Genomic DNA, 12,183 nt, shown 5'->3' on the forward strand with positions numbered 1-12,183 from the left:
TTGTAACTAGGGAGTGGGCCAAATGAACAATAATCGAATAATCATCGTTGGAGGCGGACTAGCCGGCCTCATGGCAACCATAAAAGCTGCAGAAGCTGGAGCAAGCGTGGACCTGTTTTCTTTAGTTCCTGTTAAGCGTTCACATTCTGTTTGTGCACAGGGCGGCATTAATGGTGCAGTAAATACAAAAGGTGAAGGTGACTCTCCGTGGGAGCACTTTGACGATACAATATACGGAGGAGACTTCCTTGCTAATCAGCCACCGGTTAAGGCGATGTGTGAAGCAGCTCCATCCATCATTCACTTAATGGACCGTATGGGCGTAATGTTCAATAGAACACCTGAAGGACTTCTTGATTTCCGCCGTTTCGGGGGAACGCAGTATCACCGTACAGCCTTCGCGGGTGCTACTACAGGCCAGCAGCTTTTGTATGCTCTTGATGAGCAAGTGCGCCGCTATGAAGTTGCAGGTCTCGTTACAAAGTATGAAAACTGGGAATTTCTAGGCGTAATTAAAGATGAAGATGGGACATGCCGCGGTGTCGTAACTCAGGATCTGAAAAGCATGGAAATCAAATCCTTCCGTTCAGATGCCGTTATTATGGCTACTGGCGGACCTGGAATCATTTTCGGCAAATCAACGAACTCTGTCATCAACACAGGATCTGCCGCATCTATCGTTTACCAGCAAGGTGTAGCATACGGAAATCCGGAATTTATTCAGATTCATCCAACTGCTATCCCTGGTGATGACAAGCTTCGCCTGATGAGTGAATCTGCTCGCGGGGAAGGCGGACGGGTATGGACATATAAAGACGGTAAACCATGGTATTTCCTTGAAGAAAAGTACCCTGCATACGGAAACCTGGTGCCTCGTGATATTGCAACACGCGAGATCTTTGATGTCTGTGTCGAGCAGAAACTTGGTATTAACGGCGAAAACATGGTCTACCTGGATCTTTCCCATAAGGATCCAAAAGAGCTTGATATTAAGCTTGGCGGTATAATTGAAATCTATGAAAAATTCATGGGTGATGACCCGCGCAAAGTACCAATGAAGATCTTCCCTGCTGTTCATTATTCAATGGGCGGATTATGGGTTGATTATGATCAGATGACAAATATACCTGGACTTTTTGCAGCCGGAGAATGTGATTATTCCATGCACGGAGGCAATCGTCTTGGAGCCAATTCACTTCTGTCAGCGATCTACGGCGGTATGATTGCAGGTCCAAAAGCGGTTCAGTATATCAGCGGTTTAGAACGTTCTGCTGAAGATCTTTCCTCTTCCATTTTTGATGGACGCGTGAGAGAAGAACAAGAAAAATGGGAAAACATTATGAGCATGGATGGTACGGAAAATGCTTATGTTCTTCATAAAGAGCTAGGAGAATGGATGACGGCTAACGTAACGGTTGTCCGGTACAATGATAAGCTTAAAGCTACTGATGAAAAAATTCAGGAGCTGCTTGAACGCTACAAAAAAATCAACATCAATGACACAGCAAGATGGAGCAACCAGGGAGCTGCATTTACCCGCCAATTGAAGAACATGCTGCTTCTTGGCCGGGCTATCACTCTTGGCGCGTATAACAGGGATGAAAGCCGCGGGGCTCATTATAAGCCTAATTTCCCTGATCGTAATGATGAGGATTTCCTCAAAACAACAATTGCCAACTTCAAAGGGGACGATGTTGCGCCTGATATTGGTTACGAGGCAGTCGATGTATCCCTGATTAAGCCGCGTAAACGCGACTACTCCAAAAAGAAAGGGGTAAAAGCATGAGCAACAGCGCAGTCAGTGAAAACAAAGCAGCAACAGAGAAAAAATCCATTAAGTTTATCATAACTCGCCAGGATCAGCCTGATTCTGCACCATATACAGAGGAATTTGAACTGGAATACCGCCCGAATATGAATGTTATTTCTGCATTGATGGAAATACGCCGTAATCCAGTCAATACAAAAGGCGAAAAAACCACTCCTATCACATGGGAAATGAACTGTCTGGAAGAGGTTTGCGGAGCCTGTTCAATGGTTATTAACGGCAAGCCGCGCCAATCCTGTACAGCTCTAGTGGATAAGCTTGAACAGCCGATCCGTCTTGAGCCAATGCGCACATTCCCTGTCGTTCGTGATCTTCAAGTAGACCGAAGCAGAATGTTCGATTCATTGAAAAAAGTTAAAGCCTGGATTCCGATCGACGGAACATATGATCTTGGACCTGGACCTAGAATGCCTGAGAAAAAACGCCAATGGGCATACGAGCTTTCCAAGTGTATGACGTGCGGTGTATGTCTTGAAGCTTGCCCAAATGTAAATAGCAAATCCGACTTTATCGGACCTGCTCCGCTTTCCCAAGTTCGCTTGTTTAATGCTCATCCTACAGGAGCTATGAACAAATCTGAACGATTGGAAACATTAATGGGTGATGGCGGTCTTGAAGGCTGCGGAAACTCACAGAACTGTGTTCAGTCATGTCCGAAAGGAATTCCGCTTACAACTTCTATTGCTGCCTTGAACAGAGATACAAACCTTCAAGCTTTCCGCAACTTCTTCGGAAGCGACCGGACTTAATACAGACAAAAGCACCTCTTTTTTTAAAGGGGTGCTTTTTATGTATGATCGAGTCAGCTCTCACCTTGCCGTATTCCCATTTAGCAGTCACCAATGGAGAACTCTGCACATACAATAACTTGACTAATTATATACCCTTCCGTTAGCACAGCTCTCACCTTAGCAAGGAGGGTTATATTTCTTGAAAGAGAAAGAGTTTCAATCAAAGCCACTACTCACTAAAAGAGAGAGAGAAGTTTTCGAATTACTAGTACAGGATAAAACAACAAAAGAAATTGCAGGCGAACTCTTTATTAGCGAAAAAACGGTTCGAAACCACATCTCGAATGCGATGCAAAAGCTTGGTGTCAAGGGGCGGTCACAAGCGGTTGTTGAGCTCCTTCGAATGGGTGAACTGCAGCTTTAATGACATCCGGCCAACCTTGTTTCATCAGGTGGCCGGTTTTGCTTTATATACACGGTTAACGAAGAAAAGCCCATGAAATGTCAGGCGCTATTAAAATTGTTCGCATGAATTCATTCTTGCATTTTACTGATAAAACGAGCACAATATGAGGGATATCGTTTTTTTAAGGATCCTTTCTGCAAAGGTAAGAAATCGCCGGGCAAACCAAAGTACCGGCCTGATTATAGCGAGGTATGATAATGGAAGAAATAAAATCAAAATCGGCTGAAGCAGCAGTTGCAGATATCGAAAAGGCACTCAGGCATATTTCTGGTATTATCAAGCAAAAGGGCCGTGAAATACTGGGCGATTATACCATTACGCCTCCTCAATTTGTTGCGCTGCAATGGCTGCTTGAACAAGGAGATATGACGATTGGAGATCTTTCAAACCGTATGTATCTTGCTTGCAGTACAACGACAGATCTGATCGATCGCATGGAAAAAAAACAGCTTGTTCTCAGAATTAAGGACCCTAATGACAGAAGAGTTGTCAGGGTACGGCTTCTGGAGGAAGGCGAACGCATTATTGAGGAAGCAATTGAAAAGCGGTGTCAGTATTTAAGCGGAATATTAATTCATTTTAATGAAACAGAATTGGATTCCCTTGAAAAGCTGCTAAATAGACTGCAGCTAGAAATGCATGAAGAATGAGGCGATTTTTTGAATAGACCTATCGGGGTAATTGATTCAGGAATAGGCGGATTAACGGTAGCAAGAGAGGTCATAAGACAGCTGCCTAAAGAAGAAATTATTTATCTTGGTGACAATGCGAGGTGTCCGTATGGACCTAGACCGCAAGAAGAGGTTTATCAGTTCACTTGGGAAATGGCAAGCTACCTTCTTTCTAATCACCATATTAAAATGCTTGTTATTGCCTGCAACACAGCAACTGCAATAGCTCTTCATGATATACAGGAAGCGCTCGATATTCCTGTAATCGGCGTCATCCAGCCTGGAGCAAGAACAGCTGTTAAAGTAACGAAGACGAACCAGGTTGGTGTGATCGGAACGGTAAATACTGTCGCGAGCGGTGCTTATGAACAAGCGTTAAAACAGCTGAATAAATCCATACAGGTGGAAAGTCTTGCATGTCCTGAATTCGTTCCGCTTGTTGAAAGCGGAAATTTTTCTGGAGAACTGGCAGCTGAAATTGTTCGCAGCGGTCTTGCGCCGCTTAAGAACAAACCAATGGATTCTCTGATTCTTGGATGCACCCATTATCCAATATTAAAGCCATTTATTGAAGAGGCAATGGGACCTGGTGTCAAGGTTATCTCATCAGGTGATGAAACAGCCAGAGAGGTCAGTACGATTCTCTCTTTCCATAAAGCACTGAACGAAAGTGAAACGAGAAAAGATCATTTGTTTTTAACAACAGGAGAAAAAGACATTTTTCAGCAAATTGCTTCCAGCTGGTTTGGCCAGCCTGTTGAAAATATCAAAACGATTTCTCTTGAAAAAGCTCTCTCTTAAAATAAATTGGATATTCAAAAAAGTCTGCTTCCTGTGAAGCGGGCTTTTTTGATGTTTAGGGCTTAACTTTTATACTCTTGCTGAGAATTATTTAATGGTTGTTAAGTTAAGGTTTTAATTGATTTTTCGAGAAAATTTGCAAGCAAATGGGCCCATTTTGGATGCGGAGTATTATTATGAGAAAGCGACTGCTCAAACTTCCCTTTTAAGGAATCAAAAGTAAATTTCATAGAACCTCCAGCTACACAAAGCGGTTCTAACAAGCGAAACTTGAGTTCTAACAAGTGTAACCCCCTCACATACTGTCCAAATAAGCGTTTTAACGAGCCATACATGCCATTACACTGTCCGAGCCAAATATAAGCAGTGCAGTTCATTTTTATGGGGAGGCGATAGCTCAAAGTCCTCTTTTAAACAATCAAAAGTCATTTTTACAATACCCCAGGCTATCTATACCTTCACTAAAGGTGCTTACTGTCCAAAAAGCGGTTCCAACAAGCGAAACTGGAATCCTAACGAGCGCAACCCCAGCTCTTACTGTCCAAGCAGGAAAGAGCCATACATGCCATTACCTTACAAAACCCCCAGCTGCAAAAACAAGTCAAAACTTTTATTTGCAAAATTCGTTTATGCAGGTCCTAAGGATCCTTCTTCTGCATGTTTTGGACAAAATGTTGGGCAAGCCGGTCTAATTTCTCTCATGGCTCGTATACATAGTAGTACAAACAGCCTCAGGAGGGATTTGTATGCGTAAAAAAACAGCAGCGAAGATTGCGGCGTCCGTTTTGGTTACAAGTGTGGCAGCTGCCACCATGTCAGGTTGCGGATTATTTGGCGGACAGAAGACAGCCAAAGAACTGGATCCCCCGCATAATGTCACATACGTTGACAGCAAAAAATCCGGGAAAGACCAATCTAAAACGGTAAGTAAAGAGCAAAACAGCAATGCGAAAATGGTTATGCGGGATTTATACTTAATCGATAAAAACGGATATGTCGTTTCTCAAACGCTGCAAATCCCCAAAACCGAGAGCACGGCCAAGCAATCACTGGAGTATTTAGTGGACGGTGGACCTGTTTCTAATATCCTGCCTCATGGCTTCAGAGCTGTTCTTCCGGCAGACACTCAAGTGCTTGGCGTATCCATAAAAAATGGGACAGCAACAGCAGATTTTTCTAAGGAATTTGCCAACTACAAACCGGAAGATGAATTGAAAATCCTTCAATCTGTTACATGGACTTTAACGCAATTTGATGCAGTTAAAACAGTGAAAATTTGGATAAATGGTCATGAGCTGAAGGAAATGCCTGTCAACCACACTCCTATGAATGAAGGCCTAAGCAGAGCGGATGGAATTAATCTCGATTCAACAGACGTGGTTGACGTCACAGACACTCATCCTGTCACGGTTTATTACCTTGCTGAAGAAAACGATAAGACGTATTATGTACCTGTAACAAAACGGGTAGACAATCAAATCACGGATCCTGTTGCGGCAGCTGTAAGCGAGCTGATTCAAGGACCTTCCAAAAGCAGCGGGCTTTTGACTGATTTCCAAACAGGAGTGAAACTGCTTGGCAATAAAAAGAGCGATGGAAAAGTGACATTGAATTTCAATGATGCTATTTTCGGAAGCTTTGATAATAAAAAGAAAATGATCTCACAGGAAGTATTGAACGCTATTGTCCTTTCTGTCACAGAACAGCCGGGTGTTAAAAATGTCGCCATAACGGTAAATGGAAAGGCAGATCTTGTTACGGAAAAAGGGAAGAAGCTGAGCGAGCCTGTAAGCAGGCCTCAGAAAGTCAATACTGGTAGTTTTTAATTCTGATTTTTTGATATAATAAATAAGGAAATAAAAAGAGGTAAGCTATAAAAGCTGCCTCTTTCTTAATGTTTTTAGATGTACGGAGGTTAGAGAATGAGAAACGACGGAAGAGAAAAAAACGAACTTCGAAAGATTGAAATGGTAACGGATTACATCAAACATCCCGAAGGATCTGTGCTGATTACGATAGGAGAAACAAAGGTTATTTGCAACGCGAGTATAGAAGAAAGAGTTCCTCCATTCATGAGAGGTGAAGGCAAAGGCTGGATTACTGCTGAGTATTCCATGCTTCCGAGAGCTACAGAACAAAGGACGATCAGAGAGTCATCCAAAGGCAAAATTTCCGGCCGGACGATGGAAATACAGCGTCTGATTGGACGGGCTTTAAGAGCTGTTGTTGATTTGGAAAAGCTCGGAGAAAGAACGATTTGGATTGATTGTGATGTCATTCAGGCAGATGGCGGAACCCGTACAACGTCCATTACAGGAGCATTTGTTGCGATGACGATTGCACTTGGCAAGCTTCTGGAAAGAGGAATCATAAAAGATCTGCCAATACTTGATTACCTTGCTGCGACTTCTGTAGGGGTTGACCCTGAGCTTGGTGAAATTTTGGATTTGAACTATCTCGAGGATTCCAGTGCAATGGTCGACATGAACGTCGTAATGACGTCTGGCGGGCGTTTTGTCGAGCTTCAAGGAACAGGGGAAGAAGCAACCTTTTCCCGCGAAGAATTGAATGGTCTTTTAGATCTTGCAGAAAAGGGTATACATAAACTAATCGAGCATCAAAAAGAAGCACTGGGAGATCTTGCTGGACATATTTCAATTGAAAAATAGAAAGCAGGTGTAAAGGCATGAAGGAAATCATTATTGCAACAAAGAATAGCGGTAAAGCAAATGAATTTCAAACCATATTAGAGCCGCGCGGTTTTAAGGTGCTCTCTTTGCTTGATATGGATTTTCTGGGAGAAATTGAGGAAACAGGTCAGTCCTTTGAGGAAAATGCCATATTAAAGGCAGAAGCCATCTCGAAAATAACCGGAAAGCCGGTCATTGCGGACGATTCTGGTTTATCGGCAGATGCCCTTGGCGGGGATCCAGGCATCTATTCAGCGAGGTATGCGGGTCTTGATAAAAATGATGAGGCCAATGTTGAAAAACTCCTGGAAAAGATGAAGGATGTCGACTGGGAAAATCGGACCGCCAGATTTCGCTGTGCCCTCGCTGTAGCTTCTCCGGAACGTGAAACGATCACAGTGGAAGGATCTGTTGAAGGCTATATTGCCGAGAAGCCTGAAGGAACAGGCGGATTCGGATATGATCCTATTTTCTATGTGAAAGACAAGTCAGCTACAATGGCCCAGCTAACTCCTGATGAGAAAAATAAAATCAGCCACCGAGCTATGGCCCTTAAAAAGCTGGAGACATTGATTGACGACTATTTTGCATAACCTGAGGAGAAATAAAATGAAAGTTTTAATCATGAGCGACAGCCATGGATTGACAGATGAAGTGGCTGAAATATGCAGAAGGCACAAAGAGGAAGTTTCAGCCGTTATCCACTGCGGCGACTCTGAACTGGCAGCCAATGATCCTGTTATACAGGACATGCTCATTGTTAAGGGAAATTGTGATTATGATGCAAGGCTGCCTGAAGAAATTATTCACGATGCAGGCGGGTATCGGTTTTTGATTGTTCATGGACACCTTCACAGCATTAAAACGACACTCATGAACGTTAAATACCGTGCAGATGAGGAAAATGCCAGCATTATTTGCTTTGGGCATTCTCATATTGCAGGTGCAGAATTGGTCGATGGAAAGCTGTATATTAATCCAGGAAGTATCCGCCTTCCAAGACTGCGGAATGTGAAAACATATGCTATACTTGAGTTAGATGAAAAGACAGCTGAATTATCCTTTTATGATGATGGCGGAGAAGCCGTTTCTGAGCTTTCTCAAAGCTTTCAATTAGCCTAAATAACGAGAGGGAAACTTTTCCCTCTTTTTCAAAGAAAAAAGTTTTTGAAATCAGTTGACAAAACTACACGAAGAAAATATAATAAATATTGTCGCTGATACATAAGGCAACTAACCAAATGTCCCAGTAGCTCAGCTGGATAGAGCACACGCCTTCTAAGCGTGCGGTCGGGAGTTCGAATCTCTCCTGGGACGCCATACTTATACATATCATATCTCCTCCGCGCAGCGGAGGGGATTTTTTGTTCGCCCAGCATGGGCGAACTCTAACGGGTGAAAGTCCCGAGTACGACCTTACGTAGCGGTAAGTACATAGCCAAAAGCAAGGGTGTCCATGGTGACGTGGAATCTGAAGGAAGCCCGAGGCAAACCTCTGGTCTGACGAACAGAAATCATATAAGAGGCAACGTATGAGGATAAGACTGCAAAAGAAGTTAAAGTCCCATAGCTACTGTATCATACGTTGTATATATGGCAGATAGATGGAGGGAAAGAGTTCGCACCTTAACTGGGGAGATCTCATGGGTCTACACTAAAATCCTGTAGTGATACAGGACTGGATCATGAGAAGTCAGCAGAAGCCGTAGTAGTAAAGATATCTAATGAAAGTTAGAAGGAGCGAAGGGCTGAACAATTTTATCGTTATAGAAATCTCGATTGGGAGAGGAAATAGACCACTGGCGAAAGGCGAGAAAGTGGATACCGACTCTACGAGAAGGAAAGGAAATAACAGGCATGTACGAAAGGAATTTATTAGAGGAAATTCTCAATAGAGATAACCTTAACCAAGCATTTAAACAAGTAAAACGAAATAAGGGTGCTGCCGGGGTCGACGGAATGAATGTGGAAGAACTGGAGAAACATTTGGTGAAGAACAAGGATGAAATGATCCGTCTAATCCGACAAAGGAAATACCAACCCCAACCAGTACTAAGAGTAGAGATCCCCAAACCAAATGGCGGGGTGCGACTTTTAGGGATACCGACCGTAACCGACCGAGTCATTCAACAAGCCATAGCACAAGTCCTCACCCCTATATTTGATAAGGGATTCAGTGAGAATAGCTACGGATTCAGGCCAAATCGCTATGCTGAAATGGCTATTCTGAAGGCATTGGAATTCATGAACGATGGTTATGACTGGATTGTAGATATAGACCTGGAACGTTTCTTTGACACCGTCCACCACGACCGGCTGATGAACCTTGTCTCAAGAACGGTGGACGATGGAGATGTTATATCACTCATCCGAAAATTCCTAGTAAGCGGCGTCCAAATAAACGATGAGTACAAAGAAACCATAATAGGAACACCACAAGGTGGAAACTTATCTCCTCTACTTAGCAACATAATGCTCAATGAACTAGATCGAGAACTTGAAAACCGCGGGCTAAAGTTCGTGAGATATGCAGATGATTGTATCATCATGGTCAAGAGTGAAATGGCAGCCAGACGGGTGATGAGATCTGTGACAAGATTCATTGAAGAAAAACTAGGTCTCATCGTCAACGCCAACAAATCGAGAATCACCAAACCGAATGATCCCAATATGAAGTTCTTGGGCTTTGGCTTCTTTAGAGACTTCCAAACAGATTTATACAAAGCGAAACCGCATCAAAAGGCGGTGGAAAACATCAAGTATAAACTAAAACAATTGACTAGGAAGAATTGGAGCGTGGATACGAAGTATCAGGTTGAGCGGATTAACCAACTACTCAGAGGCTGGATCAACTACTTTAAAATAGGTTATATGAAAAAGCTCCTTGAAAACATCGACTCCCATACACGATTCCGACTTAGAATGTGCATATGGAAGAAATGGAAGACAGCTAAGAATCGCCGCAAGAACCTGATCAAATTGGGGATGAACAGACTTGAGGCATACAAAAATAGCCACACAAGCAAAGGGGCAGCTCGCACTGCCTACTCGTGGATTCTGACCATGACCATAACAAACAAGAGACTAGCTGCATTTGGGCTAGTCTCTGGGGTGCAACACTACATGAAAGTACATGCCTAGAATAAAATTGAACCGCCGTATACGGATCCGTACGTACGGTGGTGTGAGAGGTCGGGAGTTAATCACTCCCTCCTACTCTATGTTTTTATTAGGTCAATAGTTGAAAAAAATGTCTGTAAAGCAAAAAAATCACTAAAAAATGCTGGATAATTTGGTTCTATTGGTCTACTATTAAAAGGCACTTATTTTATTTTTGGGGGAACAACATGTCACTTAATATTTCACTAAAACAAAATTTGGATCAAAGACAGCATGCATTATTGGCTTCTGAATTTGACAAAAAGAAGAAGTCCAAACTTGTAACATTTTTTTTATGGTTCTTCTTAAGTATTTTTGGAGCTCATCGTTTCTATCTTGGCAACATTGGCCTTGGAGTGGCAATGCTGCTACTTGGATGGCTTACTCTGGGAATTTGGCCTTTTATTGATGGAATTGTCTGCCTTGTAAGCACAGTTGAAAAAGTCAATGATGAAATTGAGAGAGAAATTATTGCTGAAATAGCTTAAACGGAAAACCTTTTTGGCCTTTGGTCTAAAAGGTTTTTTTATTTTTTGCTATGTCAACGATCCTGTAAGAAAAAAAGACAAATAAAATTTAAAAAGTGCTTTTCCTTTTAGGACGGTAATGTAAGCGTATACAAATTGTTTAATTAATCTAAATTATCAGTTAATTTAAAATTAGGGTGTTGACTCTCTTTCAGAATGGGCGTAATATAGCCTCAAACCTTAGTTACATTAGTTTGTAACTGATCATAAAACATCCAATAACAATTGTTATATGGATTTTTTTTACACATATTCATTCAACTCACTAAAGCGGTTTAACTTTAAAGGGAAGGTGTCTCTCATGAGTAATCAATGGATCTTTCTAAACGATGATTTTGTCAGGAAGGAAGATGCCAAGATTTCCGTCTATGATCATGGATTTTTATACGGCGATGGAATCTTCGAAGGTATCAGAGTATATAACGGAAACATCTTTCGAATGAAAGAACATATGGATCGGCTTTATCAATCAGCTAAATCTATTTTGCTTACAGTTCCATACGACCAGGAGGAATTGACAGAATTGGCTGTAAAGGCTGTTGAAAAAAACGGGCTTAAAGATGCCTATATCAGGCTAGTCGTAAGCAGAGGCGTAGGTGATCTCGGGCTGGATCCATATAAATGCGCTAAAGCGAACGTTGTTATCATTGTTGAACCGCTCGCTATATTTCCAAAACATCTATATGAAACGGGAATTGATATTGTTACTGTGCCTACTAGGAGAAACCGTCCGGATGTGCTCAGTCCAAAAGTGAAATCTTTGAATTACTTAAACAATGTATTAGTTAAAATTGAAGCCCATTTGGCGAATGTAACAGAAGCTCTTATGCTGAATGATCAAGGATATGTTGCAGAAGGGTCAGCAGATAACGTCTTTATTTATAAAAATAACAGACTTCTAACACCGCCTGGCTACTTAGGGGCGCTAGAAGGCATTACAAGAAATGCTATTTTGGATATTGCAGAGGAACTGGGCTACAACGTGGCAGAAGAGCCATTTACACGCCATGATGTTTATACTGCAGATGAAGTATTCCTTACAGGAACAGCAGCAGAAGTTATCGCGGTCGTAAAGGTTGACGGCCGTATCATTGGTGATGGAACCCCTGGGGAGCATACAAAGCGCATGCTTGAATTATTCCGCGAAAAGGTTGTGGAAGAAGGAATTCAGGTTAATATTCCTAAAGAAAACCTGCATGTAAGCTAAAACCCTGAAGTAAAGCAAATGAAAAATGAGACAAGAGAAAAAGCGAGGACGAGGAAAAGTAGTTATCTGAATGTGCTTCTACAGAGAGCCGGGCTGCTGGAAA

Annotated in this window: 13 protein-coding genes, 1 tRNA gene and 1 other annotated feature (1 of these 15 only partly in view); of the genes, 13 read left to right on the top strand and 1 reads right to left on the bottom strand. The window is 42.2% G+C overall.

The annotated features are described in order from the left end of the window. Positions 1-22: 22 nt before the first annotated feature. The 5 genes from sdhA to racE all read left to right on the top strand — a co-directional run bounded on the left by sdhA (position 23) and on the right by racE (position 4,497). A complete protein-coding gene (gene sdhA, locus ACOT8F_RS06075) occupies positions 23-1,786 on the top strand; it encodes a succinate dehydrogenase flavoprotein subunit (RefSeq protein WP_421650676.1) in 1,764 nt (587 codons plus the stop codon). Beyond that, positions 1,783-2,577, top strand: a complete 795-nt coding sequence (gene sdhB / locus ACOT8F_RS06080) for a succinate dehydrogenase iron-sulfur subunit (RefSeq protein WP_421650677.1) — start codon at positions 1,783-1,785, stop codon at positions 2,575-2,577. The genes sdhA and sdhB overlap by 4 nt, the downstream gene beginning before the upstream one ends. A 181-nt stretch (positions 2,578-2,758) precedes the next feature. Further along, a complete protein-coding gene (gene gerE, locus ACOT8F_RS06085; RefSeq protein WP_231787494.1) occupies positions 2,759-2,983 on the top strand; it encodes a spore germination transcription factor GerE in 225 nt (74 codons plus the stop codon). Between the two features lie 233 nt (positions 2,984-3,216). Next, the gene (locus ACOT8F_RS06090; protein ID WP_421650678.1) at positions 3,217-3,675 is read left to right on the top strand and encodes a MarR family winged helix-turn-helix transcriptional regulator; all 459 of its coding nucleotides are present in this window, start codon (positions 3,217-3,219) and stop codon (positions 3,673-3,675) included. Between the two features lie 9 nt (positions 3,676-3,684). Then, complete coding sequence (gene racE / locus ACOT8F_RS06095) at positions 3,685-4,497, top strand: glutamate racemase (protein WP_421650679.1); 813 nt, start codon at positions 3,685-3,687, stop codon at positions 4,495-4,497. 101 nt (positions 4,498-4,598) lie between these two features. On the opposite strand, the gene ACOT8F_RS06100 is transcribed toward racE, so the two are convergent. After that, positions 4,599-4,781 carry a hypothetical protein gene (locus ACOT8F_RS06100; RefSeq protein ID WP_421650680.1) on the bottom strand — a complete coding sequence of 61 codons (183 nt, stop codon included), beginning with the start codon at positions 4,779-4,781 and terminating at the stop codon, positions 4,599-4,601. Positions 4,782-5,243: 462 nt separating this feature from the next. Between ACOT8F_RS06100 and ACOT8F_RS06105 the strand changes: the two genes are divergently transcribed. The 8 genes from ACOT8F_RS06105 (at position 5,244) to ilvE (ending at position 12,080) form a co-directional block, all read left to right on the top strand. Beyond that, on the top strand, positions 5,244-6,323 hold the full coding sequence (locus tag ACOT8F_RS06105; protein WP_421650681.1) for a GerMN domain-containing protein: 1,080 nt from the start codon (positions 5,244-5,246) through the stop codon (positions 6,321-6,323). A 96-nt stretch (positions 6,324-6,419) separates the two neighbouring features. Beyond that, a complete protein-coding gene (gene rph / locus ACOT8F_RS06110) occupies positions 6,420-7,166 on the top strand; it encodes a ribonuclease PH (protein ID WP_421650682.1) in 747 nt (248 codons plus the stop codon). Positions 7,167-7,183: 17 nt separating this feature from the next. Continuing rightward, positions 7,184-7,780 carry an XTP/dITP diphosphatase gene (locus ACOT8F_RS06115; protein WP_421650683.1) on the top strand — a complete coding sequence of 199 codons (597 nt, stop codon included), beginning with the start codon at positions 7,184-7,186 and terminating at the stop codon, positions 7,778-7,780. A 16-nt stretch (positions 7,781-7,796) separates the two neighbouring features. After that, the gene (locus ACOT8F_RS06120; RefSeq protein ID WP_421650684.1) at positions 7,797-8,309 is read left to right on the top strand and encodes a metallophosphoesterase; all 513 of its coding nucleotides are present in this window, start codon (positions 7,797-7,799) and stop codon (positions 8,307-8,309) included. Between the two features lie 121 nt (positions 8,310-8,430). Next, positions 8,431-8,507 (top strand) — tRNA-Arg (locus tag ACOT8F_RS06125). A 537-nt stretch (positions 8,508-9,044) separates the two neighbouring features. Next, positions 9,045-10,328 carry a group II intron reverse transcriptase/maturase gene (gene ltrA, locus ACOT8F_RS06130; protein WP_421650685.1) on the top strand — a complete coding sequence of 428 codons (1,284 nt, stop codon included), beginning with the start codon at positions 9,045-9,047 and terminating at the stop codon, positions 10,326-10,328. 206 nt (positions 10,329-10,534) lie between these two features. Continuing rightward, on the top strand, positions 10,535-10,834 hold the full coding sequence (locus ACOT8F_RS06135; protein ID WP_421650686.1) for a TM2 domain-containing protein: 300 nt from the start codon (positions 10,535-10,537) through the stop codon (positions 10,832-10,834). Positions 10,835-11,174: 340 nt separating this feature from the next. After that, positions 11,175-12,080 carry a branched-chain-amino-acid transaminase gene (ilvE, locus tag ACOT8F_RS06140; RefSeq protein ID WP_421650687.1) on the top strand — a complete coding sequence of 302 codons (906 nt, stop codon included), beginning with the start codon at positions 11,175-11,177 and terminating at the stop codon, positions 12,078-12,080. A 36-nt stretch (positions 12,081-12,116) separates the two neighbouring features. Then, positions 12,117-12,183, top strand: a binding site (T-box leader); it runs 184 nt beyond the window's last position.

It is taken from the genome of Chryseobacillus diguaensis, from assembly GCF_049220665.1.
GTDB lineage: Bacteria > Bacillota > Bacilli > Bacillales > Bacillaceae > Metabacillus_B.

Bases quoted from the DNA above. Each gene is read 5' to 3' on its own strand.
- sdhB (WP_421650677.1), top strand. From the start codon at position 1,783: ATGAGCAACAGCGCAGTCAGTGAAAACAAAGCAGCAACAGAGAAAAAA.
- sdhA (WP_421650676.1), top strand. From the start codon at position 23: ATGAACAATAATCGAATAATCATCGTTGGAGGCGGACTAGCCGGCCTC.
- rph (WP_421650682.1), top strand. From the start codon at position 6,420: ATGAGAAACGACGGAAGAGAAAAAAACGAACTTCGAAAGATTGAAATG.
- ACOT8F_RS06120 (WP_421650684.1), top strand. From the start codon at position 7,797: ATGAAAGTTTTAATCATGAGCGACAGCCATGGATTGACAGATGAAGTG.
- ACOT8F_RS06090 (WP_421650678.1), top strand. From the start codon at position 3,217: ATGATAATGGAAGAAATAAAATCAAAATCGGCTGAAGCAGCAGTTGCA.
- ACOT8F_RS06105 (WP_421650681.1), top strand. From the start codon at position 5,244: ATGCGTAAAAAAACAGCAGCGAAGATTGCGGCGTCCGTTTTGGTTACA.
- ACOT8F_RS06115 (WP_421650683.1), top strand. From the start codon at position 7,184: ATGAAGGAAATCATTATTGCAACAAAGAATAGCGGTAAAGCAAATGAA.
- ilvE (WP_421650687.1), top strand. From the start codon at position 11,175: ATGAGTAATCAATGGATCTTTCTAAACGATGATTTTGTCAGGAAGGAA.
- ltrA (WP_421650685.1), top strand. From the start codon at position 9,045: ATGTACGAAAGGAATTTATTAGAGGAAATTCTCAATAGAGATAACCTT.
- ACOT8F_RS06135 (WP_421650686.1), top strand. From the start codon at position 10,535: ATGTCACTTAATATTTCACTAAAACAAAATTTGGATCAAAGACAGCAT.